28 protein-coding genes are annotated in these 24656 nt (G+C 41.3%); 19 read left to right on the top strand and 9 right to left on the bottom strand.

The window, feature by feature from the left end; genetic code table 11:
• Positions 1 to 34 precede the first annotated feature (34 nt).
• The 10 genes from ACJ9PY_RS17730 (at position 35) to ACJ9PY_RS17685 (ending at position 8856) form a co-directional block, all read left to right on the top strand.
• On the top strand, positions 35 to 673 hold the full coding sequence (locus tag ACJ9PY_RS17730; protein WP_034308483.1) for a helix-turn-helix transcriptional regulator: 639 nt from the start codon (positions 35 to 37) through the stop codon (positions 671 to 673).
• Between the two features lie 28 nt (positions 674 to 701).
• Complete coding sequence (locus tag ACJ9PY_RS17725; RefSeq protein WP_034311346.1) at positions 702 to 1511, top strand: pyruvate, water dikinase regulatory protein; 810 nt, start codon at positions 702 to 704, stop codon at positions 1509 to 1511.
• Positions 1512 to 2022: 511 nt separating this feature from the next.
• Positions 2023 to 2478, top strand: coding sequence for a YaiI/YqxD family protein (locus tag ACJ9PY_RS17720; protein ID WP_411740294.1), 456 nt, complete (start codon positions 2023 to 2025; stop codon positions 2476 to 2478).
• A gap of 51 nt (positions 2479 to 2529) precedes the next feature.
• On the top strand, positions 2530 to 4335 hold the full coding sequence (gene dnaG / locus ACJ9PY_RS17715) for a DNA primase (protein ID WP_095389827.1): 1806 nt from the start codon (positions 2530 to 2532) through the stop codon (positions 4333 to 4335).
• A gap of 35 nt (positions 4336 to 4370) precedes the next feature.
• Positions 4371 to 5504 (top strand): RNA polymerase sigma factor RpoD, encoded by a 1134-nt coding sequence (gene rpoD, locus ACJ9PY_RS17710; protein ID WP_034308477.1) that lies wholly within the window; start codon positions 4371 to 4373, stop codon positions 5502 to 5504.
• Positions 5505 to 5683: 179 nt separating this feature from the next.
• Complete coding sequence (locus tag ACJ9PY_RS17705; protein WP_411738655.1) at positions 5684 to 5860, top strand: hypothetical protein; 177 nt, start codon at positions 5684 to 5686, stop codon at positions 5858 to 5860.
• 71 nt (positions 5861 to 5931) lie between these two features.
• A complete protein-coding gene (locus ACJ9PY_RS17700; RefSeq protein ID WP_328145142.1) occupies positions 5932 to 6213 on the top strand; it encodes a hypothetical protein in 282 nt (93 codons plus the stop codon).
• Between the two features lie 235 nt (positions 6214 to 6448).
• Positions 6449 to 6817, top strand: coding sequence for a cytochrome c550 (gene cccA / locus ACJ9PY_RS17695; RefSeq protein ID WP_063575660.1), 369 nt, complete (start codon positions 6449 to 6451; stop codon positions 6815 to 6817).
• A 216-nt stretch (positions 6818 to 7033) separates the two neighbouring features.
• Positions 7034 to 7741 carry a tRNA (adenine(22)-N(1))-methyltransferase gene (locus tag ACJ9PY_RS17690; protein WP_057278884.1) on the top strand — a complete coding sequence of 236 codons (708 nt, stop codon included), beginning with the start codon at positions 7034 to 7036 and terminating at the stop codon, positions 7739 to 7741.
• Positions 7738 to 8856, top strand: coding sequence for a Nif3-like dinuclear metal center hexameric protein (locus ACJ9PY_RS17685; RefSeq protein WP_411738654.1), 1119 nt, complete (start codon positions 7738 to 7740; stop codon positions 8854 to 8856). The genes ACJ9PY_RS17690 and ACJ9PY_RS17685 overlap by 4 nt, the downstream gene beginning before the upstream one ends.
• 46 nt (positions 8857 to 8902) lie before the next feature.
• Here the strand turns inward: ACJ9PY_RS17685 and ACJ9PY_RS17680 are convergent, their stop codons facing one another.
• Both ACJ9PY_RS17680 and vrrA read right to left on the bottom strand, forming a co-directional pair.
• The gene (locus ACJ9PY_RS17680; protein ID WP_411738653.1) at positions 8903 to 9847 is read right to left on the bottom strand and encodes a 4-hydroxy-3-methylbut-2-enyl diphosphate reductase; all 945 of its coding nucleotides are present in this window, start codon (positions 9845 to 9847) and stop codon (positions 8903 to 8905) included.
• A gap of 126 nt (positions 9848 to 9973) precedes the next feature.
• A complete protein-coding gene (gene vrrA, locus ACJ9PY_RS17675) occupies positions 9974 to 10660 on the bottom strand; it encodes a VrrA/YqfQ family protein (protein ID WP_400448339.1) in 687 nt (228 codons plus the stop codon).
• A gap of 399 nt (positions 10661 to 11059) precedes the next feature.
• Between vrrA and ACJ9PY_RS17670 the strand changes: the two genes are divergently transcribed.
• Both ACJ9PY_RS17670 and ACJ9PY_RS17665 read left to right on the top strand, forming a co-directional pair.
• Positions 11060 to 12373 carry a DEAD/DEAH box helicase gene (locus tag ACJ9PY_RS17670; protein WP_411738652.1) on the top strand — a complete coding sequence of 438 codons (1314 nt, stop codon included), beginning with the start codon at positions 11060 to 11062 and terminating at the stop codon, positions 12371 to 12373.
• Between the two features lie 12 nt (positions 12374 to 12385).
• Positions 12386 to 13279, top strand: a complete 894-nt coding sequence (locus ACJ9PY_RS17665) for a deoxyribonuclease IV (protein ID WP_411738651.1) — start codon at positions 12386 to 12388, stop codon at positions 13277 to 13279.
• 109 nt (positions 13280 to 13388) lie between these two features.
• Here ACJ9PY_RS17665 and ACJ9PY_RS17660 read toward each other — a convergent pair whose 3' ends face one another.
• Positions 13389 to 13649: a DUF2624 family protein gene (locus tag ACJ9PY_RS17660; RefSeq protein ID WP_034308456.1), complete on the bottom strand. Its 261-nt coding sequence runs from the start codon at positions 13647 to 13649 to the stop codon at positions 13389 to 13391.
• Between the two features lie 211 nt (positions 13650 to 13860).
• Here ACJ9PY_RS17660 and ACJ9PY_RS17655 point away from each other — a divergent pair, with 211 nt between their 5' ends.
• From ACJ9PY_RS17655 to ACJ9PY_RS17645, 3 genes are read left to right on the top strand one after another with little or no spacing between them, the layout of a single operon-like run.
• Positions 13861 to 14625, top strand: coding sequence for a metal ABC transporter ATP-binding protein (locus tag ACJ9PY_RS17655; protein ID WP_034308454.1), 765 nt, complete (start codon positions 13861 to 13863; stop codon positions 14623 to 14625).
• Between the two features lie 21 nt (positions 14626 to 14646).
• Complete coding sequence (locus tag ACJ9PY_RS17650; protein WP_034308452.1) at positions 14647 to 15480, top strand: metal ABC transporter permease; 834 nt, start codon at positions 14647 to 14649, stop codon at positions 15478 to 15480.
• A gap of 15 nt (positions 15481 to 15495) precedes the next feature.
• On the top strand, positions 15496 to 15921 hold the full coding sequence (locus ACJ9PY_RS17645) for a Fur family transcriptional regulator (RefSeq protein WP_034308449.1): 426 nt from the start codon (positions 15496 to 15498) through the stop codon (positions 15919 to 15921).
• A 36-nt stretch (positions 15922 to 15957) separates the two neighbouring features.
• Here the strand turns inward: ACJ9PY_RS17645 and ACJ9PY_RS17640 are convergent, their stop codons facing one another.
• Positions 15958 to 16542 carry a 5' nucleotidase, NT5C type gene (locus ACJ9PY_RS17640; RefSeq protein ID WP_063575665.1) on the bottom strand — a complete coding sequence of 195 codons (585 nt, stop codon included), beginning with the start codon at positions 16540 to 16542 and terminating at the stop codon, positions 15958 to 15960.
• A 168-nt stretch (positions 16543 to 16710) separates the two neighbouring features.
• Between ACJ9PY_RS17640 and ACJ9PY_RS17635 the strand changes: the two genes are divergently transcribed.
• Entirely contained in the window at positions 16711 to 17181 is a 471-nt protein-coding gene (locus ACJ9PY_RS17635) for a DUF4190 domain-containing protein (protein WP_411738650.1), read from the top strand.
• Between the two features lie 94 nt (positions 17182 to 17275).
• Here ACJ9PY_RS17635 and ispG read toward each other — a convergent pair whose 3' ends face one another.
• The 4 genes from ispG to ACJ9PY_RS17615 form a co-directional block, all read right to left on the bottom strand.
• Positions 17276 to 18388 (bottom strand): flavodoxin-dependent (E)-4-hydroxy-3-methylbut-2-enyl-diphosphate synthase, encoded by a 1113-nt coding sequence (gene ispG, locus ACJ9PY_RS17630; RefSeq protein WP_187050875.1) that lies wholly within the window; start codon positions 18386 to 18388, stop codon positions 17276 to 17278.
• A 212-nt stretch (positions 18389 to 18600) separates the two neighbouring features.
• Positions 18601 to 18933: a hypothetical protein gene (locus tag ACJ9PY_RS17625; RefSeq protein WP_057278832.1), complete on the bottom strand. Its 333-nt coding sequence runs from the start codon at positions 18931 to 18933 to the stop codon at positions 18601 to 18603.
• Between the two features lie 113 nt (positions 18934 to 19046).
• A complete protein-coding gene (locus ACJ9PY_RS17620; protein ID WP_223255837.1) occupies positions 19047 to 19181 on the bottom strand; it encodes an anti-repressor SinI family protein in 135 nt (44 codons plus the stop codon).
• Positions 19182 to 19363: 182 nt separating this feature from the next.
• Positions 19364 to 20131 carry a DUF1189 domain-containing protein gene (locus ACJ9PY_RS17615; RefSeq protein ID WP_063575668.1) on the bottom strand — a complete coding sequence of 256 codons (768 nt, stop codon included), beginning with the start codon at positions 20129 to 20131 and terminating at the stop codon, positions 19364 to 19366.
• A gap of 162 nt (positions 20132 to 20293) precedes the next feature.
• Between ACJ9PY_RS17615 and ACJ9PY_RS17610 the strand changes: the two genes are divergently transcribed.
• A complete protein-coding gene (locus tag ACJ9PY_RS17610; protein ID WP_048677991.1) occupies positions 20294 to 20779 on the top strand; it encodes a DUF456 domain-containing protein in 486 nt (161 codons plus the stop codon).
• Positions 20780 to 20922: 143 nt separating this feature from the next.
• Positions 20923 to 21531, top strand: a complete 609-nt coding sequence (sodA, locus tag ACJ9PY_RS17605; protein WP_034308436.1) for a superoxide dismutase SodA — start codon at positions 20923 to 20925, stop codon at positions 21529 to 21531.
• A gap of 7 nt (positions 21532 to 21538) precedes the next feature.
• On the opposite strand, the gene ACJ9PY_RS17600 is transcribed toward sodA, so the two are convergent.
• A complete protein-coding gene (locus ACJ9PY_RS17600; RefSeq protein WP_411738649.1) occupies positions 21539 to 21940 on the bottom strand; it encodes a hypothetical protein in 402 nt (133 codons plus the stop codon).
• 1420 nt (positions 21941 to 23360) lie between these two features.
• Here ACJ9PY_RS17600 and ACJ9PY_RS17595 point away from each other — a divergent pair.
• Positions 23361 to 24581: an MFS transporter gene (locus ACJ9PY_RS17595; protein ID WP_411738648.1), complete on the top strand. Its 1221-nt coding sequence runs from the start codon at positions 23361 to 23363 to the stop codon at positions 24579 to 24581.
• The last annotated feature ends 75 nt before the right edge of the window (positions 24582 to 24656 follow it).

The raw sequence follows: 24656 nt of genomic DNA, 5'->3' as shown, positions 1-24656 counted from the left end.
AACTTTTGTTACTTTACTCTGCGAAAGCAGTGGGGTGGTGATTATAATCCAATTGAATAAGCGTCAGGAACAAATTTTACAAATTGTAAAAGAAAACGGACCGATTACTGGAGAACATATTGCGGATAGATTGAACCTTACCAGGGCGACACTTCGCCCGGATTTAGCGATTTTAACGATGGCAGGTTTTCTTGATGCCCGGCCCAGAGTGGGGTATTTTTATACAGGCAGGTCAGGGACACAGCTTTTGACAGATAGCCTTAACCATCTTTATGTACGGGACTACCAATCGATACCTGTCGTCGTTGACGAGGGCATTTCCGTATACGATGCAATCGTCATGATGTTTTTAGAAGATGTCGGAACAATGTTCGTCGTCGATAAGCATGCATTGCTTGTTGGTGTCTTATCAAGGAAAGACTTATTGCGTGCGAGTATTGGGAAACAAGAGCTTAACTCCATTCCAGTCAATATCATCATGACTAGGATGCCCAATATTACAATGTGTTCAAAAGAAGACCTTTTGATTGATGTTGCAAAAAAACTGATTGATAAACAAATCGACTCATTACCGGTCGTCAAAGACACAGAAAAGGGCTATGAAGTAATTGGAAGGATTACAAAAACCAATATTACGAAAGCATTCGTAGCTTTGGCTGATGAAGGCTATTAGGGGGCTTGCAAAAGGAATGACGGAGAATATGAACGGTTCTATTATATATGTTGTATCGGATTCAGTAGGGGAAACAGCGGAATTGGTCACAAAAGCCGCTGCAAGCCAGTTCTCGGGATCTGCTTTTTCCATAAAGAGAATTCCGTATATTGAAGATGAACAAAACGTGGATGAAGTGATATCACTGGCTAAGTTGGATGGGGCGATCATTGCTTATACTCTGGTGAAGCCAGCAATTAGAGCGTATATGAAAGCACAGGTCGAGAAAGAAAACCTGGCTGCTTATGACATTTTAGGGCCGCTCATGGACATCCTTCAGGAAAGGGCCCCAAAAGGGCCGCTTAATGAACCTGGTCTGGTAAGAAAGCTGGATGATGACTATTTCAAGCGTGTGGAAGCCATTGAATTTGCTGTAAAATATGATGATGGACGTGACCCTCGCGGCATTTTACGTGCAGATATCGTCCTTGTGGGTGTTTCACGCACTTCCAAAACGCCATTATCACAATATTTAGCCCACAAACGCTATAAAGTGGCGAACGTACCTTTAGTGCCTGAAGTGGAACCGCCAGAAGAGCTGTTCCTGGTACCTCCTGAAAAATGCATTGGTTTAAAGATCAGCCCGGAAAAGCTGAACCATATTCGAAAAGAACGATTAAAGTCACTTGGGCTCAATGATCATGCCATTTACGCAAATGTGGAGCGCATAAAAGAAGAATTGACATACTTTGATAAAATCATATCAAGGCTGAATTGTCCTATCATTGATGTAACCAATAAAGCTGTTGAAGAAACAGCCAATTTAATCATCAATATCCTTCAAAACAAAAACCGTTGATCCTTAAATTAAGGCAAATCAAAATGTGAGCTAGACACTCTATGTGTCAGCTCACATTTTAATGCCAAGGTCAAATAAGGGATTAATAAGAATAAATTCAAAATAATTACATAAAATTCCTCTTAGTTTCCTCGTGCAAATCCATTGATTTGCATGAAAACACATTCGGGATTTAAATGTTGGCATCTTCTAATCAAATAGACTATAATAAAAAATTGTGAGAAAAAAGTAATCTTAAGGTTTAGACTTAATTAATAAGGAATAAACTAAAGGTTAATGAGATGTCAAGGTTTTTATCATAAAAATAATTCGACATGTTCCGTATAATTCAGGAAGGGCTGGTCTTTTTCAAGGCAAATGAGGTGCTTTCACTTGCATAAACAGGTATTCTTTGAAGGATAATGTTTGCTCTTTTAGAGGGAACGCTTTGAATCATGCTGGAAATTCACCATATCTTCATAAAGTTTAGGGGAGAAAAAGGATTATGCAGAAAGATGTAGAATTAGAAGGTATGAATAATAAACCTACGATACACGTCGATGCCGATGCATGCCCGGTGAAAGACGAAATCCTTCATTGTGCAAGTTTGCACGAAATTGAAGTCTGTTTTGTTGCATCATATAAAAATATGATGAATAACCCTGAAGGTAAATGGGTATATGTCGATGCAGACAAAGAAGCGGCAGATCTTTATATAATAAACTCAGTAAAAAAGGGTGATATTGTCGTTACTGCAGATATTGGTTTGGCTGGGACACTGCTTCCTAAAAACGTTTATGTCCTTTCGCCAAGGGGAAAAGAATACACGGAAGAGAATATTTTCATGCTTTTGGATATGCGTTATCAGTCGGCGAAACTCCGCAGGCAGGGTAAGCATACGAAAGGGCCGAAAGCATTCACAAAGGAAGATCGTGCATGTTTTACAAATAAACTTATGAAAACATTGTCGAACTTTGCAGGGAATTAGGAAACAGTATCGAATAAGAAACTATCACCAATATTGCAAGGTGGAAAAATGATAAATGGCCGTATAGAAGATGAGAAAATTAATCAAATTCGTGAAGCTGTTGACATTGTTGATTTAATTGGGGAGTATGTCCAGCTGAAGAAGCAGGGGCGCAATTACTTTGGCCTATGTCCTTTTCATGGTGAAAACTCTCCCTCGTTTTCCGTTTCAACGGAAAAACAAATCTTTCACTGTTTCGGTTGCGGGGCAGGCGGAAATATTTTTACCTTCTTAATGGATATAGAAGGCTACAGCTTTGTGGAATCTGCAAAAGTTTTAGCTGAAAAAGGAAATGTTCCTTTGGAAGTTGAAATCAATAAGGATTCCAAGCGTTCCAACATGCCGGCAGGCGCTCAGCAAATGGTTGAAGCCCATGACCTGCTGAGGAAGTTTTATCATCATCTCCTCGTTAATACGAAAGAGGGGCAGGATGCTCTCGAATATTTACTTAAACGAGGGTTTACTGAAGAGACGATAGAAAAGTTCCAAATTGGCTACTCCTTGGATTCATGGGACTTCGTGTCCAAGTTTCTTTTAAAACGCGGGTTTCCAGCGGAATACATGGAGCAGGCAGGGCTTATTATTTTCAGGGAAAAAGACGAGTCATATTTTGACCGTTTCAGAAATAGAGTCATGTTTCCAATTATGGATCATCAAGGAAATACGATTGCGTTTTCAGGAAGAGCAATGGGGGACGATGAGCCCAAATATTTGAATAGTCCTGAAACGCCAATCTTTAATAAAAGTAAAACTTTATATAATTTCCATCATGCAAGACCACACATACGAAAGAAAGAACAAGCAGTCATTTTTGAAGGCTTTGCCGATTGCATTTCAGCAGTTGGCGCAGGTGTGGAGAATGCGGTCGCTACAATGGGCACTGCCCTGACGGACCAACATATCCAGCTTTTAAAAAGAAATACTGACCAGATACTTATTTGCTACGATTCGGACTCAGCGGGATTGAACGCTGCCAATCGTGCAGTCAATATGCTACAGGACCATGAGTTTTCCGTGAAAGTCGCTCTCATGCCTGATAACCTGGACCCCGATGACTACATAAAGGAATTCGGTGAAAAAAGCTTTGTTTCTGAAGTAATAGGGGCCAGTTTAACCTACATGGCATTCAAAATGCATTATTTGCGTCGAGGGAAAAATGTAAATAATGAAGGAGATCGAATTCAATATATCGAAGAAGTCCTTAAAGAAATTTCGCGATTGCCCAATGCAGTGGAGAGGGATCATTATCTCCGGCAGCTATCCTCTGAATTTTCCCTTTCATTGGATGCGCTGGAACAGCAGCAGCGTCAGGTGTTCTTTACGGAACGCAAGAAGGGGACATTGCCGCAGCCAGCAGCCCAAAAGAAAATGGCCCTGCAATATGAGCATAAGTTAAAACCTGCTCACCATAATGCTGAAACGAAGTTGATTGCCCATATGCTGAAAAGCAGGGATATGACTTTCAAAATTCAGCAGTTGCTTGGGCAAACGGTCTTTCATGTAGATGAACATCAGGCAATCATCACCTATTTATATGCGTTCTATGAAGATGGACACGAACCGGATACAAGCTTTTTCCTTACTTATTTACCGGATCCAAACTTGAGAAGGATCGTTTCGGAAATAGAAATGATGTCAGTGAATGAGGAAGTTACAGATAAAGAACTGACCGATTGTATAAATCAAGTGTTGAAATATGAAAAGTTGTTAAAGATAAAAGAAAAACAAGTTGAAGAAAAAGATGCAGTTAGACGAAGTGATTATGTCACTGCTGCACAAATTGCCATGGAAATCATTAAATTGCGTAAAATGTTGTAGTCGTTTAGGTGTAAGTCCTGGAAGGAGGGGAACTAATGGCTGAAAAACCAGCACGTTCCAAACAAGTTGATAATGAATTTAGCCTTGAACAGGTGAAAGAAAAACTACTAGAGCTAGGTAAAAAACGAGGCTCTTTGACTTTAGAAAAAATCGCTGAAATGATTGGCGGTTTTGAGTTGGATTCCGATCAAATGGATGAGTTCTATGAGGTGTTAGCAGAAAACGGCGTCGAAATACTCACTGATGGTGAGGAAGACGAAGATGAAGATGATCCAGATGAGAAGAAACTTGCAAAAGAAGAAGAGTTTGACTTAAATGATTTAAGTGTTCCTCCTGGCGTGAAAATTAATGACCCAGTACGCATGTATTTAAAGGAAATTGGCCGGGTCGACCTTTTATCTGCAGAAGAGGAAATCTCTTTGGCGACGAGAATTGAAGATGGAGATGAAGAAGCGAAACGCCGTTTGGCAGAAGCTAATCTACGTCTTGTTGTCAGTATCGCCAAGCGTTATGTCGGACGCGGAATGCTTTTCCTTGATTTGATTCAGGAAGGTAATATGGGACTTATCAAAGCTGTGGAAAAATTTGATTACCGCAAGGGATTCAAATTCAGTACGTATGCAACATGGTGGATTCGCCAAGCGATAACCCGTGCCATTGCCGACCAAGCAAGAACGATCCGGATACCGGTGCATATGGTGGAAACCATCAATAAATTGATTCGTGTCCAAAGACAGCTTCTTCAGGATTTAGGACGTGAACCTTCACCGGAAGAAATTGCGGAGGATATGGACCTGACTCCCGAAAAAGTTCGTGAAATCTTGAAAATAGCTCAGGAGCCTGTTTCATTGGAAACGCCAATAGGTGAAGAAGACGATTCACATTTAGGTGATTTCATTGAAGATCAGGATGCGACTTCCCCATCGGAGCATGCAGCATATGAACTATTGAAAGAACAGCTTGAAGACGTATTGGATACTCTTACTGACCGTGAAGAGAACGTCTTGAGACTCCGCTTTGGACTTGATGATGGCCGTACCCGTACTCTTGAAGAGGTAGGTAAAGTGTTTGGGGTCACCCGCGAGCGTATCCGTCAAATCGAAGCGAAGGCGCTGCGTAAACTGAGACATCCAAGCCGAAGCAAACGATTGAAAGATTTCCTTGAATAGAATATATGCCCTTAACAGAGCCCTCTTTGAATGCCCAGCGTTCGGGAGCGGCTCTTTTTTTTCAATTCCGATGTAAAAATATCCTAATCAGAACAATGGTTATCTGTATTTCCGTATAAAGGAAAAAGATTTAAAAGCTTAGCCGTTAAAAAGAAGATCATCATGAGGATGTGAGATTCATGGATGAAATGAGAAAGAAAATCATCATTCAAGAAATAAACTCCTGGAAGGAAAGTCGTATGCTTCCGGAGCAATATTGTAATTACCTGCTTGCATTATACGGTCAAGGCGAAATTCCGCCATCAAAATCGAATGAAACCGCGAGCAAAAAAAAACGACATCTTTTTGGGTGTTGAATGGAACTTTTTTTGCATTTATTGTATTTTTGAATTATTTTACTGAAATAACCATAAGAATGCAAATGCTTATGACAACAATTTCAATACTTGTCTTTGGGCTGGCAGTCCGCCGCTTAAAAGGCAGGAAAATCATTTTTCAGATGGCGTTGATGGGGATGGTACTATCATTGCTTTTATTAACTGTCAGTTTGGCGGAATTCATGGCACCCGGCAAAGCGGGTATCCTTTATATTTTCTTATTCATTAATTGCGGACTCTGGATTTTATTGGGCTATAAGCTGAAGCTGCTCCATTTTTCCATAGCGGGAAGCCTTGGAGCACTGGTCACTCTTTACTTTTTAATAATATAATTCAAGGACACTCCAGCGGTTTTAAATAATGATTTTTGGGTATTATGAAACATATGTAAGAAAAAGTAAAATTGTTTGGAAATATACATAAGTTTTTGACAATTTTAAGAAATTATATAATATCTTCTATTTTTGGGCTTTTACTTGAAACTCTTTTCAAGTAAAATAATATATAGCTGTTTGTATATAATATTAAATATGGTAAGTTTAGGTTCTACATAGGGGAGGAAATACTATGAAGCGCAATCCAGTAATGCCTTTTATTATTATCATGGTTTTTGGTATTGGACTTATGTTTTTACTTTCGTTTAAAGGTTTGGGTGATGCCAAAGATCTTGCCAAGGAAAAAGAGGGCGGCGGAAAGACAGAAGAAACAGAAAGTGCCTCAGCATCACCTGAGGACATTTATAAGCAAAACTGTATCTCTTGTCATGGTGACGCCTATCAAGGCGGTGTCGGGCCTGCTCTAAAAGGAGTTGGCGATCGCCTTTCGGTGGACGAGGTTAAAAACGTAATCACTAATGGACGAGGTGCAATGCCATCAGGTTTAGTCGAAGAACAGAACATTGACGCCATGGCCAAATATATTCATGGACTGAAATAAGTCATGAAACTGACTCAAGAAATCGTTGGAAAGCGAACTTTTTGAGTCAGTTTTTCATTTTTCGGAGAAGGAAGATTCCAGATAGCAGTTTTTCTTTTGCCCATGTATAGAAAGAATCCTATTCCTCCTTTCTGTAATTTTTCGATTGAACTTGGTATAATCGAATGGGAAAGTAATTATAGCAAGACATTATTTGAATTAAGAGAGTTGATAAATATGAATCATGAAAAACTATCGATGAGATTAGAACGTGTTGCCATACATATACCAAAAGGAAGCATCCTGGCAGACATAGGATCAGACCATGCTTACTTGCCGTGCTATGCGGTGACTAACGGCTTGTGTGCCAGCGCCATAGCAGGTGAGGTTGTAGAAGGACCCTATCAGTCAGCACGCAAGCAAGTGGCAATGACGGGTCTTGGAGACAAGATAGAGGTCCGTAAAGGAGATGGGCTTGAAGTATTGAATCCCGATGAAGCGACATGCATTACGATTGCAGGCATGGGAGGGACTTTAATATCAAGTATATTGGAAAGCGGAAAAGCGAAACTCGGCAAGGCAGAAAGGCTAATCCTTCAGCCTAATGTCGGTGCAGCGAATGTTCGCAGCTGGCTGATCGAAAACGGCTGGGAGCTTTGCGGAGAGGAGATCCTTGAGGAAGATGGGAAGATCTATGAGATCTTAATTGCCAAAAAAGGAGACCCGCTCCGCCCTTATGGTGTAAACAAGCAAACGGGCCTCACTTTCGGTCCATTCTTAAGAGAGCAATTCAGTGATATTTTCATAAAAAAATGGCAGCTTGAGAAAAAACATTTGGAGAGAATCATTGAACAATTGGATGAAAGCGGAAGAAGCGGACTGGAAACGAAGCGCAATGAATTGAAATCCCAAATTTCGGTAATCGAGGAGGTGCTTAAAGGTTGAAGACAGTGAATGGTCACAAAATCATTGAGATGTTTGAACAATTCTCCCCAAAGCATTATGCAATGGAGGGAGATCCAATCGGGCTGCATGTCGGGCAGCTAAATAAGCCGGTTACTAAAGTGCTGATTGCCCTTGATGTGCTGGAAGAGGTTGTAGACGAAGCGATCGAACATGGCGTGGAATTGATCATTGCCCACCATCCGTTAATTTACCGACCATTGAAAAGGATCGATACAAACACAGCTGGAGGCCGCATCATCAAAAAGCTGATCAAACATGATATCGCTGTTTACGCTGCACATACCAATTTGGATGTTGCTAAGGGCGGAGTGAATGATTTACTTGCCGAAGCGCTTCAATTGCAGGACACAGAGGTATTGATTCCAACCTATGAGACAGCTCTTAAGAAATTGGTCGTATATGTTCCAAAGACCGACGAACAAAAGGTGAGGGAAGCCCTGGGCAAGGCGGGGGCCGGAGCGATCGGGAACTACAGCAATTGTTCGTTTTCGGGGGAAGGTACCGGACGCTTCTTGCCAGGTGAAGGCAGTGAACCGGTTATCGGCTCTGAAGGAAGGCTTGAAGAAGTAGCTGAAATGCGGATTGAAACGATATTCCCGGAAAATATCGAGAAGAAAGTACTAGCTGCGATGATTAAAGCCCATCCATATGAAGAGGTTGCTCACGATATATATAAGCTGGAGAATAAAGGGGAGTCACTTGGCTTAGGAAAGATTGGTGTACTTGCCGAAGAAATGACGCTTGAACAATTTTCCGAACATGTGAAACGGACACTCGATGTTGAAAAGGTGCGTGTCGTGGGAGATCTGCAAAGTCCGATAAAAAAAGTTGCCGTTTTGGGCGGAGACGGCAATAAATACTTTACGACAGCAAAATTCAAGGGTGCCGATGTTTACGTTACAGGTGATATGTATTACCATACAGCCCATGACGCGATGATGATTGGACTGAATATCGTCGATCCCGGCCACAATGTTGAAAAGGTGATGAAAAAAGGGGTGGCACGATTCCTTGAAAAAACGTGCCGTGAAAAGAACTTCGATGTGGAATTCATTCCATCCAGGCTGAATACAGACCCATTCCGCTTCATTTGATAACACGAAAAAGGCAGCCTTAGTGGCTGCCTTTGTATTTGTGCAATCATTTCTTCACTTTAATTTTAGGTAAAATTTTATGCAATGGCGTTTTCTTTTCGGTATTCCAAGTGGATTCATCATTTGCTTCATATTGTTCTAGAAATGCGATAACTTCCTTCGTGATCGGAGTTGGTGTAGAAGCCCCCGAAGTGACGGCAACCGTTTCTGCATCTTTTAGCCATTCAAGGTTCAGCTCGGAAATGTCAGCGATTCGATAAGCTCTCGTCCCGGCAATCTCTTGGGACACTTGTGCAAGACGGTTTGAATTATTACTCTTAGGATCTCCGACAACGATTAAAACATCAGCTTCGCCAGCTTGCTCGGCAACGGCTTCTTGGCGAACCTGTGTGGCTAAGCAAATTTCCTTATGGACTTCGGCATGTGGGAACTTTTCCTTGACCTTATCCATGATATCCAAAACATCCCATTGGCTCATCGTTGTTTGATTGGTGACGATGATCTTATCACTTTTCAAAGTCAAGGCTTCCACATCTTCATCCTTTTGAACCAGGTGAACGACATCGGGAGCAACTCCGACAGCACCCTCAGGTTCCGGATGGCCTTTTTTTCCAATATAAATGATTTGATAGCCTTCCGCTTGTTTTTCCCGAATTAAGTCATGTGTTGCGGTAACATCGGGACATGTTGCATCAAGCGTCACAAGCCCTTTTTTCTCAGCGATCTTCCTGATCTCAGGCGAAACTCCGTGAGCAGTAAAGATGACGGTTCCGCTGTCCACCTGTTCGATGATATCGTTGCGGTTGCTGCCGTCCAACGTGATGATGCCTTCTTCTTCAAACGCATCCGTCACATGTTTGTTATGCACGATCATTCCTAAAATGTAAATGGGACGTGGCAAGGTTTTATCTAAAGCCGCATTTCGGGCGATGACCATGGCATCGACAACGCCATAACAATAGCCGCGCGGGGAAATTTTAATCACTTTCATCTATGTGTCCTCCTTCAAGGCAAGAAACTCTCACTTTTTATACCTTTCTATTATATAAGACCATAGATGATATTACAAAACATCATATTTACATAAAATCAGTTATTGGTAATTTTTTTGTAGCCTTTAAATATAAAGCTTGGGACCTGAAGATCTCTTCCTTTTGGTTTCGGGACGAACTGGCGCAGTGGGGTTAGCTTCTATAGCTTTTTCTTTTTTCTTTGAAACCGTTTTTACCTCACTGTTTTCTTGTGCCCCAACCGCGGGCCCGCTTTCAACGGAAGCTCCGTCGTCCTTGGTCTCATCGGCTGATGATATGCTTCGGAAAACTTTCCACATGGAAGGCAGGTTTTTAATCACTGGACCGTATTGTTCCACCATAGGCGTGAATTGTTCCGCCGCTTGCAACACCTTTTGCGTGTTGGAAAGCATATTATTAAGGGAATCGGGGTTTTTTAATGTTTCTAAGATACCGCCTCCGCTGCTTCTTGAAGAACTTTGGTTAGTGGAACCCGCTGGCGCAAACAAATTCGGAGAAGCTGCTTTTTGTTTCGACTTACCGAGTATCTTTGACAATAACCCTTCTTTCTTTGCTGGCGGCATTTCCTGCCGCTGCTGTTGGTTGAATGGGCCGTGGAAACCTTGAGGTCCCTGTGGTACCTGCGGTCTGTTTGGAATCATCGGACGCTGCATCTGCTGATAAGGATGGGGGATTTGCGGTGACTGCCTGAATGGAGCAGGGGGCTGCTGCCTCCTTCGGCCATTGGGTGGCGGAAAAGCGGGTCCGGGTTGACGATTTCTATTTGGGAACATAGGTTTCACCTCCTAAGAATATTATATGCTGGTGTAATCTTCTATATAAATTATGCAACTCGACAAAAAAGGTTTGAGGAAAGAGTGACTGGGCAGTTGTGAAGTAACCGGAAAGAAGGTAAGATGGTAACGGTAGTCTTTTAGCTCCATGTCTGCGGGGGATACGCTATGACCAGGACAGGGGCTTTTCGTTTGCAAGAGTCCATTTTAAGAGAACTAACCTCAGCGCATGCGCTTTTGTGATTAGAATGGGGGTATATTGAAAAAGGTGGATGACCTGCCCGTTATGGGACAATCCCTATTTTCTTCACGAGCAACCCAGGCGCTTGCGCTTTTTGTGTAAAATTTATTATAATAACAGGACATGTCTTATGACTGACAGGATAAAGGGGTTTTTTGATGAAACAAAATCAATTTGAACGATTTAATTTGAAAAGCTACATTCTAGATGCGGTTCGTACTTTAGGGTTCGATAAGCCGACGGAAATTCAAGAGCGCGTGCTTCCGTCGCTTTTAAAGGGAAGTAGCTTAATTGGACAGTCGCAGACAGGTACAGGAAAGACACATTCCTATTTGCTGCCGATCATGAACAGGCTTGATGCTGGTAAAAATGAGGTTCAAGCGATTATTTCCGCACCAACCCGTGAGTTAGCGAACCAAATCTACAAAGAAGCTTTGAAAATTGCTGACCATTTCCCTGAGGATGAGCAGATTCAAGTCCGTTGTTTCATCGGTGGTACTGATAAACAGCGAATGATCGATAAATTGAAGACACAGCCGCAATTGGTAATTGGTACGCCGGGCCGGATCAAGGACTTGGTTGAAGCCCAGGCATTACAGGTGTATACAGCAAAAATGCTTGTAGTCGATGAAGCGGATCTTATGCTTGATATGGGATTCATAGAAGATGTCGATTTATTTGCATCACGTATGGCTGAAAAAATTCAAATGCTTGTCTTTTCGGCAACCATCCCAGAAAAATTGAAGCCGTTTTTGAATAAATATATGGAGAATCCAAAGTATGTTCAGGTGAATCCCAAGCAGGCGACCGCTTCGAAAATCGAACATGTTCTCGTACCGCTTCGCCACCGGAACAAAGAGCAGTTACTTCATGACATCATCGTTCGTTATAATCCATATTTGGCGATCATTTTCACGAACACAAAGAAAATGGCGGACCATGTGGCTAATTCCTTGATCGAAAAAGGGTTGAATGTCGGCCGAATTCATGGGGATTTAACGCCTCGTGAGCGTAAAAAAATGATGAAGCAAATCAATGAATTGGAGTATCAATTCATTGTTGCGACTGATCTGGCTTCCCGTGGAATCGATATTGAAGGTGTAAGTCATATCATTAACTATGAATTGCCTTCAGATTTGGATTTTTATATCCATAGGACGGGCAGGACGGCTCGTGCAGGATATTCAGGCATTGCCACTACCATTTACGATACTTCCGATGAAGATGCATTGAACCGCCTTGAAAAAATGGGCATCGAGTTCCGTGATACCGATATCCAAAACGGTGATTGGGTTGATATCGACGAGCGTAATAAACGGAAAAACCGTAAAAAACAAAAATCTGATATCGATGTTAAAGCGAGCAGGCACATTAAGAAGCCAACTAAAGTCAAGCCAGGATACAAGAAGAAAATTCAACGAGATGTGGAAAACTTTAAAAAACGCGAACGTCGTATACAGAGAAAGAAATAGGGGAGAAATCAGATGCTGAAGATTGGATCGCATGTTTCAATGAGCGGGAAAGGCATGCTTCTTGCTGCGAGTCAGGAAGCGGCTTCGTATGGCTCCAATACATTCATGATCTATACAGGGGCCCCTCAAAACACAAGACGTAAAAAAATCGAGGATTTAAATATCGAAGCCGGAAGATTGCATATGGAGGAAAATGGAATCAGTGATATCGTCGTCCATGCTCCGTATATCATTAATATAGGAAATACCACGAATCCAGCCACATACGAACTTGGAGTCAACTTCTTACGCAGTGAAATCGATCGGACCGAAGTGATTGGCGCAAGGCAGATCGTACTTCATCCAGGTGCGCATGTCGGTGCTGGAAGCGAACTGGGAATCAAGAGAATCATCGAAGGTTTGAATGAAGTGCTGACTGCCGATGATAAAGTTCAGATTGCCCTTGAAACGATGGCGGGTAAGGGTTCCGAATGTGGCAGGTCTTTCGAAGAGCTGGCGATGATCATTGATGGTGTGACCCATAATGAAAAATTATCGGTTTGCTTCGATACTTGCCATACTCACGATGCCGGATATAATATCATCGAGGATTTCGATGGAGTACTGAATGAATTTGATAAAGTGGTCGGTGTTGACCGAATCAAGGTTCTTCACATAAACGATAGCAAAAACGAACGCGGCACGCGTAAGGACCGCCATGAAAACATTGGTTTCGGCCATATTGGTTTTAAGGCTTTGAATGATATTGTCCACCATCCGCAATTAAGCTCTGTTCCTAAAATCCTGGAAACACCTTATGTAGGGGAAGACAAAAAAGACAAAAAGGCCCCATATAAATTCGAAATTGATATGTTCAAGAATAAACAATTTGAAGAAGATTTATTGGAAAAGATCAGATTCCAATAATCACAAATAGAAAGGGACGATTCATCGATATGAAGATGAATCGTCCTTTCATTTTGCATTTGGATTAAGTATGCTCAAATAAAGACTGTCGTCAGCAGGCTTGGAATCTTTAAAAATTGGATGTAAGGTTGTTGAAGAGGGATTCTATTTCCCTGGCCGTGCTTGCTCCGGCAACTTTTGTAATTTGACCAAGTACGTTCTGTCTTTGACGTATATCAAAAATGTTAATATTTTTACCGGCTAGAAGTGCAGTAATATCCTGTGCTTGTTTTTGAGTGAGTGAAACCTTATGCTGTTTAGCAAGGGAAAGCAGTTCATCTGGGCGTATACTGTTGATTTTATGATTGACCATCATTTCAAATAATTTCAAACGATCTCCTCCTTTGTTAAAACATATGAAGGAAGTGGATGTATGTGAACATGAAACTTTGTTTGATTACGAAATTGGTTCAGATAACATTTTTTTGTGATTCAAAGCATATCGGCACTTGTTCGGAGGACCGGATTCTTTACATCTGGACTTCTTTGATTTATACTAACGATTGTTAATCGTAATGATTCTTAAAAAATAGGTGATCTCTTTGGATAATGTAGTAAACCCCATAGTTAAATTTGAAGATATATCTTACAAATATACAAAAGATCTGGTGCTGGAACATGTTTCGCTTGAAATTCCCAGAGGGGCATTCCTAGCTATCGTCGGGCCGAATGGATCCGGTAAATCAACGCTTTTGAAATTGCTGCTTGGTGTGTTCAAGCTCCAAAAGGGGAAAATTGAAATATTCGGTGAAGACATTCGGCGCTTTAAAGATTGGCAAAAGGTCGGGTTCGTTTCCCAAAAGGCGAATTCCTTCAACTCAGGATTCCCTGCCACTGTATTTGAGGTGGTTCAGAGCGGTTTGACCAAAAAAATAGGCTTATTTAAGTTCGCTGGCAAAGAGGATAAGCAAAAGGTGAAGAAGGCTCTGGAATCAGTGGACATGCTGGAATATCAAAACCGCAATATCGGGGAATTGTCCGGAGGCCAGCAGCAGAGGGTATTCATTGCCCGTTCACTGGTCAGCGAGCCGGAATTGATGATATTGGATGAGCCCACTGTTGGCGTTGATTCAAAAAACGTCCACCAATTTTATGAAATGCTTGAGATGTTGAATAAAAAATTAGGAATAACCCTGATTTTAGTAACCCATGATGTTGGTACTGTGACCGATAAAGTCACACATGTCGCCTGCTTGAATAAAAAGCTTCATTTTCATGGGGATGCCTGTGAATATAATGAGTTGGATGAAGGTGAACTCTCGTCCATTTATGGACATGGAGTCCAATTTTTAAATCATGATCATTAATATGTTTTGGAGGATAGCCCAATGATATCGGGGATATTGCAATTTGAATTTTTGCAGAACGCATTCTTGACCGGAATCATCATCGGAGCGATTGCGCCATTAGTGGGCGTTTTTGTCGTGGTAAGGCGGATGTCGATGATTTCCGATGCGCTCAGTCATGTAGCGCTTGCTGGTATAGCGTTCAGTTTATTGCTGCAGAAGAGCTTTCTATCTTTAGCAGGATTGAATCCACTTTATATTGGAATGGCGTTTTCTGTAGGTGGTTCATTATTCATTGAAAAATTAAGAGGGGTGTACAAGCATTACCAAGAGCTTGCAATCCCGATCATTATGTCCGGCGGCATGGGTCTTAGTGTCATCTTCATATCCATTGCTGATGGTTTCAATACGGATTTATATGGTTATTTATTCGGCAGTGTCAGTGCCGTCAGCCGGGCGGACTTGTACGTCATTTTGGCAGTGGGGCTAGTCGTAGCCTTGATGCTCACTTTATTGTATAAAGAATTATTTCTGCTATCATTTGATGAAGAGCATGCCAAAGCGTCTGGAATCCCTTATAAAGCGATTCATTTTATTTTTATCGTCATGGTCGCATTGGTTATTGCCGCTTCCATGAAAATCATTGGCATATTACTTGTTTCTTCGCTCATGACGCTCCCGGTAGCAGCCAGTCTCCGCTTTGCCAAGGGCTTTAAGCAGATGATTGGTTATTCGGTATTATTCGGTGAAGTTTCCGTCATAGGCGGATTATTCTTATCATACAACCTTGACCTCGCTCCAGGCGGGACCATTGTAATAATAGCTGTACTAATTCTCATCTTGTCAATTTTGTTTGATAAGTGGAAAAATCGATAGATGGGGTGATGTATTTTGAACGTAACTACTGCCATGCAACTTTTAAAAGATAAAGGTTTTAAGCATACAGGAAAGAGGGAAGAAATGCTTCAGCTTTTCTCTTCCAGCGATAAATATTTAACGGCCAAAGATGTATTGGAGAATATGAAACAGGATTATCCAGGTTTAAGCTTCGATACGATTTACAGAAATCTTTCATTATTTGTCGAACTGGGCATCTTTGAAGCGACCGAGTTGGAAGGGGAAAAGCGTTTTCGTTTTACATGCGGTCATTCTTCCCACCATCACCACTTCATCTGTTTGAACTGTGGAAAAACGAAAGAAATTGAATTGTGCCCGATGCAGGAACTTCAGGAAAGCTTGAAGGACTACGATGTTTCGGGGCATAAATTTGAAATTTACGGACGCTGTCCTGCATGCAGCGTATCTTTGGAAGCATAAAAACCATTGACCTCAAGTCAATGGTTTTTTCTTGTCTCATTTTATAGTTGCCGGTTCCCCTGACATCCATTGATTCACCCAGACAGAGGCTTCTTGCCAATTGTTGACCCGAATCACCCTTTCAGGCACGGGATCTTGGTTGTAAGGGGTATTAAATAAAATCACGGGTATTTTACACTCTTCTGAAATCGCCACTGCATTATCGTGCTTGTCCTCCAAAAAGAGATCGACTTCGAATTTTTTGGCTGCAGCAATCTTATCGTGTGAACCTACAAGCTCTATATGATCATATAGGACTTGATTACTCGTGAACCAATTCTTCGTTACATCCAATAAACGGGAGCTCCTGGCACTGATGAAATAAAGGTTGGCTTGTTCTGTCCATTTTTCCAATACATCTTTCGCACCTTCAGCCAATAATGATTCGGAATAGATGAGCGGCTCGGTCTCGATGAACCATTTAGTGAAATCCTCTTTTGGAACATTCACGAAAGGCAATAAGTCATATTCGGTTATGTCTTCATATGCTAAATTCAGTTGAAATGCTTTATTTAAAAAGGGAACCATGGAATCAGGTCTTGTGACAGTCCCGTCTATATCGATGCCAAAACGTTTTTTCATGATGAATCTCTCCTCATTTTCAATACTTGTAATAGTGTAACATATCCCATCATAGCTTTGGTAAAAACCCGTATTTATTTCCAAGACATGAAACCATTTTCACGATGGGTTCCTGCGATTTTTACATACACTATAAATGCTTCACAAACGAAAGTGAGGGATGCACGAATGGAAAAAGATCAATACTCCAGTATTGACGATGAAATGCAATTGACGAAAGAGGGCAGTGAACCATCCTTTGTGGATGATCAGCATCATGAGCGGTATTATAATGAAGATAAACCTGAAGATGACAGACGATATGAGAGCGGTGAGACCATAACCAATATGGATAACCGTTATCAGGAAGAAACGTCTGCCGAGATTTCAACACCGCCTCAGCGAATCAGGTCATATAAAAATGATGAGAACGCAGAGGAGAATGGTTTGGGGAATGTGGCATCAAGAGGAAAAGCGATTGGTGTCATAGCATTGATCATCTCCATTTTATCGTTATTCATGATGCCTTTCATTTTAGGGATTGTGGGTATCATTGTAGGTATAGTGGCAAGAAGCCGGGGATCGAACCTGGGTACTTGGGCCATCGGCATAGGTGTTGTCTCCATCATCGTTGGCATATTTATCGCCCCGTTCTTTTAGCATCGTTAAACCCTTTGATGTCATTTACATCAAAGGGTTTTTCAAATGATAAAAAACAAAAAATCCCGATAATGAAAATTCGGGATTCTTTGTTTTATTTATTTAGTAATGCTGCTGCAGCAGCTTCGGCTCTTTGTTTTTCATAGTACTCTTCAGCGATTTTGTCAATTTCCTTTTTCAGTTCCTCGACCATCGTCTCCTCAGGCACTTTACGTACGATTTGACCTTTTCTAAACAGTAAACCTTCACCGCGGGCACCGGCTATGCCGATATCAGCCTCACGGGCTTCTCCAGGGCCGTTTACCGCACAACCAAGCACTGATACCTTGATTGGTGCTTTAACCGTCTGGATGTACTCCTCAACTTCATTGGCGATGGAAATCAAATCAATCTCGATTCGACCGCAAGTTGGGCAGGAAATTAAAGTGGCCATGTTAGAAGCAAGGCCGAATACTTTTAGGAGTTCCCTTGCCACCTTCACCTCTTCGACGGGATCGGCACTTAAGGAAACACGAATCGTGCTTCCGATACCCTGACTTAGGATGGCACCTAGTCCGGCGGCGCTTTTTACGGTTCCGGAGAACAGTGTACCTGATTCCGTGATCCCAAGATGTAAAGGATAATCGAATGCTTTTGAAGCTTTTTCATATGCCTCGATTGCTAAATTCACATCGGAAGCTTTCATCGAAACGATAATATCATGAAAATCCAGATCTTCTAGGATCTTGATATGGTGTAAAGCACTTTCCACCATTCCATCAGCAGTCGGGTAGCCATATTTCTCGAGGATTTTCTTCTCTAGAGAACCAGCATTGACACCGATGCGGATTGGTATTCCTTTGGCCTTCGCAGCTTTCACGACTGCTTCAACCTTTTCACGGCGTCCGATATTACCAGGGTTTATCCTGATTTTATCCGCTCCGCCTTCGATTGCCTTCAGAGCAAGTTTGTAATCGAAATGAATATCGACTACAAGAGGGATGTTTATCCGTTTTTTTATCTCAGAGATTGCGTCAGCTGCCCTTTCATCCGGACAGGCGACGCGTACGATTTGACATCCCGCCTCTTCAAGACGAAGGATTTCTGCAACCGTTGCTTCAACATCATGTGTTTTTGTTGTTGTCATGCTTTGTACTATAACTTCATTATTGCCGCCAATCGTTAAGTTTCCGACTTTAATTGGCCGCGTTTTGGTGCGATGTATGATTTCACTCAAGTGGAATTCTCTCCTTTAGGAAAAAATCAGTTTTGATTTTTAATTTGTTTCTCTGAAATATTGTATCAATGTACTTACCGCTTGACAAGGAAATAGGACGCATAATCTTTTTTCAATAAGTGACATTTCCTATTTAAGGGAGTTTTTGGTGTTTGGAAATCCCCTTAATTGTGTTTGTGAAGGCACTAATTCCCATATGAAAGTTATTTATAAACGGGAATTTTATAAGTTTTGCCAATCTGCATATTTTCGGGCTTCAATCCCTCATTCAAACTTTGAAAGTCAGAGATGATCGTTTCGATTGGGTGATTGGATTTGCCTTTTTCCTTTTCAACGATGGAGAGTAAGGTATCCCCGGGTTGCATGGTGATTTCTTTATAAGCGGCAGATGGTGCGGATGCAGGCTGGCTGGCAGGCACGGCCGGTTCGCCTGTAGAGGCAGGTGGATGGGAAGCCGGCAGGGTACCCGTAGTCAAATCAAAATATATAATAAATAAAGTGAAACAGAATGAGATAAAAAGCAGTAGCCGTTTCAATTTTCCATCCTCCCAAGCTTGTCTTTAATTTATCTATACTTGGAGGGGGCAAAAAATATGCCTAAAAATGGGCGATTTTTCAAATGGAATGTGAGAGTGGCCATTCAAATTGTCTATTTCAGTTGAGTAACATCCTTAATAGTTGAATGATTGCTGAGAAAGGAGCGAATTTCCTTTTGGGTCAGCCCACTCTTTTTTGCCTCCAATATGAGTAACAACCACTGTACATCAATATGACTCTCCTTCACGTCTATCCCTTCTTAAATCCTATTTCAATCATAAGTATAGTAATAACTGGGTGAGTATCTTGTCGAATTAAGTAGATATAAAAAATGATGACTGTAGTCATACAAGGGAATGGCAAGGATTGCCCGGTTTTGTGCAAAAGCAAAAAGATCCGGACCGAGGTGGGTCCGGATCTTATTTAACCTCAATTTCCCATCTTATTGGCTGATGTTTCTTTAATGGATAAATATAACATCATCAAGGTCACAAACCAGCTAATGATGGAAGCGAATGGTACAACTGCTTGAAAAGCATCCATGATGGTGAAGAAAATGGTGGCAAGAGTTATGCTGTATGCACTAATTCTCCAAAGATGCCTGTAGGAAAGTGGACGGCCAAGAGCGTTTTTGAAAAAAAGACCAAAAGCAGCAATGATTGTCACTTTAATGAAGATTCCGCTAGCAGTAAACAGGTATAATATGAGTAGAAGCAATGGAATGATGATCGGCAGCACAGATTCAACTGAATCAAGCCAAGTGGATATTTCCTGATTATTTCCCTCCAGAACTGAATAAGGAGAGGATTGCACATTGCCTCCGGATACGAAAACCAGGTCAGACTTCAAAAGTGCGACAGCCTCATCAGCTTCTGCAGCTACCTTTTCCGGGGTCAAGGCTCCCGTGCCATCCACAAAAATTTGATATCCGTTTTTATTCAGGCTAAATGGCTCATCTTCTTCAGTCGTCAACGTGCCATTTTTGATTTCAAATGCCGGTAAGTCTTCGGATACTGTTTCGTGCATGGCATCTATCCCGTCAACTATCATTGTACCGAAATAAAAAGCTGAAGGGAGAAAGGCGATGAGACTTATAAAGAAAACGTATAAAATCGTTTTCCCGATACCTTGGTTTTGAAAGGAAGCGATATCTTTAGGGGAAAATATGCTAACCCATAGTTGTTTGAATATGTTCAATGTTTTCAGCACCTATCTATATAAGATTCCTAACCAATTTTAACTATATGGGAAAAATAAAACAACCTGTATTCAGCTTCATTGGTTTCAAACAACAGTAATGAGGTAATTATGGAGAGATAAATCAAATTATAAATTAAATGAGAAAGGGGCTTTTGAGATATGGACACACTATTTTGGATAATAATCACCCTCATGTTCATAATGGGGTTTGTCGGTCTGATTTTTCCAATCATCCCAAGTGTTTTGTTCATTTTTGGCGGAATATTGTTATATGGACTTTTTTATTCTTTTGAACCTTTTGGATGGTTTTTCTGGACGGTCCAAATTTTATTCGTCATCCTTTTATTCGCAGCCGATTATATTGCCAACATGGTCGGGGTCAAAAAGTATGGCGGCACGAAAGCGGGAATATGGGGCAGTACGATTGGGCTCCTGGTCGGGCCATTCGTGATTCCATTCGTCGGAATTCTGATAGGTCCATTCATCGGGGCATTCCTGGCAGAGATCCTGGTACATAAACAAGACCCTGTTACTGCTTCCAAAATCGGCCTAGGTTCCGTTGTAGGCTTTATAAGCAGCGTAATCACAAAAGGCATCATTCAGCTTCTGATGATAGGATATTTTATATTCGTGGTATTCTCATAGGAAAAATAATCGAAAAATGAAAAATTGAGGCATATGGTTTGAAACGGTTACAAAAATTTGATACTCTATTGCTAGCGAGCTTTAGGTATCTTTCGAGAACTGAAGCCCTCAAAAAAACAGCTTACATAGGGAGGAATTTTATTATGGCTTTTGAACTTCCACAATTACCGTATGCATATGATGCATTAGAACCACACATCGACAAAGAAACAATGAACATTCACCACACTAAACATCACAACACATATGTGACAAACCTGAACAATGCGCTTGAAGGCAACCAAGAACTTCTAAGCAAAAGCGTAGAAGAAATCGTCGCTAACCTTGACGCAGTACCTGAAGCTGTTCGTACAGCTGTACGCAACAATGGTGGCGGACACGCTAACCACACTTTATTCTGGGAAATCCTTTCACCTAACGGCGGCGGACAACCAACTGGTGAATTAGCGGATGCCATCACTTCAAAATTCGGAAGCTTTGACAGCTTTAAAGAAGAGTTCGCTAAAGCGGCTACTACTCGTTTCGGATCTGGCTGGGCTTGGCTTGCAGTCAACAATGGCGAGTTGGAAGTAACAAGTACACCTAACCAAGACAATCCATTATCAGAAGGTAAAACACCGCTACTTGGATTGGACGTTTGGGAGCATGCTTACTACTTAAACTACCAAAACCGCCGTCCTGAATACATCAATTCTTTCTGGAATGTTGTAAACTGGGATGAAGTTGCAAAACGTTACAGCGCTGCAAAATAATTTGTAATTAAAAAAGACGGGATTCCTTTTGTAAAAAGGAATCCCGTCTTTTTTTGGTTTCTTTTATCCGAACCGGAATATTAAAGAAAAACAAATAAAGGCAACTCGTATTGCTTGTTTCGCCCAAAAGAAATGAAAGAAATTCACAAGTAAAAGCTCCGAATTTACGAGAACGCATAAATTCACGAGTAAAATCTTCAAATTCACGAGAACGCATAAATTCACGAGTAAAATCTTCAAATTCACGAGAACGCATAAATTCACGAGTAAAATCTTCAAATTCACGAGTAAAAGCCCAAAACTCACGAGTAAAAGCCCGAAATTCACGAGTAAAAGCCCAAAACTCACGAGTAAAAGCCCGAAATTCACGAGTAACACTCCATTTCCTGAGTAAAAGCTCAAAATTCACGAATAAAAGCATCGATTTACGAGTAAACACCCCAATTCATGAGTGAAAACTCGAAATACACGAGTAAAAGTCCGAATTCACGAGTGAACACCCCAAATTCATGAACATCCCCTTCGTCTCCCAATCGAAGAGTTTTCTTTATACTGTTCTTAATTTTATTTGAGAGAGCTTTTAAGGAAAACAGTATAAGGGCAACTACTTTTCTGTCATCGCCATCCTTGCTCGCCAGTCGAGAGTTTTCTTTATACTGTTCTTGATTTAAAGGGAAAAGCTTTTAAGGAAAACAGTATAAGGGCAACTACTTCTTTGTCATCGCCATCCTGGCTCGCCAGTCGAAGAGTTTTCTTTATACTGTTACTGTTCAAGTTCAGAATGAAAACAGTATAAGGGCAACTACTTCTCTGTCGTCGCCATCCTGGCTCGCCAATCGAAGAGTTTTCTTTATACTGTTCTTAATTTTATTTGAGAGAGCTTTTAAGGAAAACAGTATAAGGGCAACTACTTCTCTGTCATCGCCATCCTGGCTCGCCAGTCGAAGAGTTTTCTTTACACTGTTCTTGATTTTATTTGAAAGAGCTTTTAAGGAAAACAGTATAAGGGCAACTACTTCTTTGTCATCGCCATCCTGGCTCGCCAGTCGAAGAGTTTTCTTTATACTGTTCTTGATTTTATTTGAGAGAGCTTTTAAGGAAAACAGTATAAGGGCAACTACTTCTCTGTCGTCGCCATCCTGGCTCGCCAGTCGAAGAGTTTTCTTTATACTGTTACTGTTCAAGTACAGAAGGAAAACAGTATAAGGGCAACTACTTCTCTGTCATCGCCATCCTGGCTCGCCAATCGAAGAGTTTTCTTTATACTGTTCTTGATGTAAAGGGAAAAGATTTTAAGGAAAACAGTATAAGTGCAACTACTTCTCTGTCATCGCCATCCTGGCTCGCCAGTCGAAGAGTTCTCTTTATACTGTTACTGTTCAAGTACAGAAGGAAAACAGTATAAGGGCAACTACTTCTCTGTCATCGCCATCCTGGCTCGCCAATCGAAGAGTTTTCTTTATACTGTTCTTGATTTATAGGGAAAAGATTTTAAGGAAAACAGTATAAGGGCAACTACTTCTCTGTCGTCGCCATCCTGGCTCGCCAGTCGAAGAGTTTTCTTTATACTGTTCTTGATTTAAAGGGAAAAGATTTTAAGGAAAACAGTATAAGGGCAACTACTTCTCTGTCATCGCCATTCTGGCTCGCCAATCGAAGAGTTTTCTTTACACTGTTCTTGGTTTTATTTGAAAGAGCTTTTAAGGAAAACAGTATAAGGGCAACTACTTCTCTGTCATCGCCAATCGAAGAGTTTTCTTTACCTTTTTTTACATAAATTCTTTTGTTTTTTCAAACACTAGAGTGGAATTTAAAGGAGAGTTAAAACAATGGGTATTTTAGAGAGATGGTTGGGTGAAGCGGGCGGGAAGAAGGATTTGCACCTCCTTTTGTTTATTGGCGGGCTGTACAGCCTAAGTATTGCTTTATCCAATACATTCGTTAATGTGTACTTGTGGAAACAATCCGGTCAAATTGTTGATATTGCCGTATATAATCTAACCGTGGTGCTTTTTCAACCGCTTACCTTTGTCTTTGCTGGCAGGCTGGCGAAAAAAGTGGATCGAATCATTGTTTTGCGTCTGGGTGTTATCTTTTTGGCCCTATTTTATTTATCAGTCCTATTGGTCGGCACACGGGCAACGGATTTCCTTTGGTTGCTTGGTGGACTGTTAGGAATCGGTTATGGGTTTTATTGGCTTGCCTATAATGTCTTGACTTTTGAGATAACTGAACCGGATACAAGGGATTTCTTCAATGGTTTTTTAGGGATTTTATCATCCCTTGGGGGAATGGTCGGTCCGATTCTTTCAGGGTTCATCATTTCGAGGCTTGAAAAATTCACGGGATATTCCATTGTATTCGGATTGTCTTTGCTATTGTTTTCCGTTGCGGTGTTTCTTAGCTTTTCGTTAAAAAGACGTCCAGCACATGGCAGATACTGTTTCCTTCGGATATTGCAGGAACGGAAAAATAATCGGAATTGGCTATTGATCACACGTGCTCACTTTTTTCAAGGGATACGAGAGGGCACCTTCATGTTCATCATTTCGATTAACGTTTTCATTCAGACGGATAGTGAACTTGCCTTAGGGAGCTATGGTCTGTTAAATTCGGCCATTTCATTCGTTGCGTATTTTTTTGCTTCACGATATATAAAACAGCCGATGCGAAAAAAGGCCATTCTTATTGGAGGAATCCTGTTGTATGCAGGGGTCTTATTGATTGCATTTGATATCACATTCGGGAAGCTTCTTATTTATGGGGCAATTGTCGCTACCGCTTATCCTATTCTTTTGGTCCCTTATATATCGTTGACGTATGACATTATAGGCCGTGCTTGGAAGGCAGCGGAAATGAGGATTGAATATATCGTTGTCCGGGAACTGTTCGTTCATCTTGGAAGGATCGTATCGATATCAGGATTCATACTTTCCGTCATGTTATTCGACCTAAAGGAAGTACTGCCGATCTATCTGTTAATCGTCGGGGCAGGGCATACCGTGATATATTGGTTTATACGGAAAATCGATATCATTGACCAAGATTGAAAAAGAGGCCTTAGAGGCCTCTTTTCCAATATCAGGACTTACGGTTTTAGGATCTATGAGCCGTAAGTCACTTTT

The sequence above is a fragment of the Peribacillus sp. S4 genome (assembly GCF_046715815.1).
Taxonomy (GTDB): domain Bacteria; phylum Bacillota; class Bacilli; order Bacillales; family DSM-1321; genus Peribacillus; species Peribacillus frigoritolerans.
The sequence above is the reverse complement of the archived record's forward strand: the minus strand, read 5'-3'. Positions and strand labels throughout refer to the sequence as shown.

Excerpts from the sequence above, each read along its gene's own strand:
- vrrA (WP_400448339.1), bottom strand. The coding sequence starts at position 10,660 with ATGTTCCCAAATAGAAATCGTCAACCCGGACCCGCTTTTCCGCCACCC.
- ACJ9PY_RS17595 (WP_411738648.1), top strand. The coding sequence starts at position 23,361 with ATGGGTATTTTAGAGAGATGGTTGGGTGAAGCGGGCGGGAAGAAGGAT.
- ACJ9PY_RS17610 (WP_048677991.1), top strand. The coding sequence starts at position 20,294 with ATGGACACACTATTTTGGATAATAATCACCCTCATGTTCATAATGGGG.
- ACJ9PY_RS17650 (WP_034308452.1), top strand. The coding sequence starts at position 14,647 with ATGATATCGGGGATATTGCAATTTGAATTTTTGCAGAACGCATTCTTG.
- ACJ9PY_RS17635 (WP_411738650.1), top strand. The coding sequence starts at position 16,711 with ATGGAAAAAGATCAATACTCCAGTATTGACGATGAAATGCAATTGACG.
- ACJ9PY_RS17690 (WP_057278884.1), top strand. The coding sequence starts at position 7,034 with ATGAATCATGAAAAACTATCGATGAGATTAGAACGTGTTGCCATACAT.
- sodA (WP_034308436.1), top strand. The coding sequence starts at position 20,923 with ATGGCTTTTGAACTTCCACAATTACCGTATGCATATGATGCATTAGAA.
- ACJ9PY_RS17700 (WP_328145142.1), top strand. The coding sequence starts at position 5,932 with ATGACAACAATTTCAATACTTGTCTTTGGGCTGGCAGTCCGCCGCTTA.
- cccA (WP_063575660.1), top strand. The coding sequence starts at position 6,449 with ATGAAGCGCAATCCAGTAATGCCTTTTATTATTATCATGGTTTTTGGT.
- ACJ9PY_RS17670 (WP_411738652.1), top strand. The coding sequence starts at position 11,060 with ATGAAACAAAATCAATTTGAACGATTTAATTTGAAAAGCTACATTCTA.
- ACJ9PY_RS17725 (WP_034311346.1), top strand. The coding sequence starts at position 702 with ATGAACGGTTCTATTATATATGTTGTATCGGATTCAGTAGGGGAAACA.
- ACJ9PY_RS17640 (WP_063575665.1), bottom strand. The coding sequence starts at position 16,542 with ATGAAAAAACGTTTTGGCATCGATATAGACGGGACTGTCACAAGACCT.
- ACJ9PY_RS17665 (WP_411738651.1), top strand. The coding sequence starts at position 12,386 with ATGCTGAAGATTGGATCGCATGTTTCAATGAGCGGGAAAGGCATGCTT.
- ACJ9PY_RS17680 (WP_411738653.1), bottom strand. The coding sequence starts at position 9,847 with ATGAAAGTGATTAAAATTTCCCCGCGCGGCTATTGTTATGGCGTTGTC.
- ACJ9PY_RS17720 (WP_411740294.1), top strand. The coding sequence starts at position 2,023 with ATGAATAATAAACCTACGATACACGTCGATGCCGATGCATGCCCGGTG.
- ACJ9PY_RS17705 (WP_411738655.1), top strand. The coding sequence starts at position 5,684 with ATGGATGAAATGAGAAAGAAAATCATCATTCAAGAAATAAACTCCTGG.
- rpoD (WP_034308477.1), top strand. The coding sequence starts at position 4,371 with ATGGCTGAAAAACCAGCACGTTCCAAACAAGTTGATAATGAATTTAGC.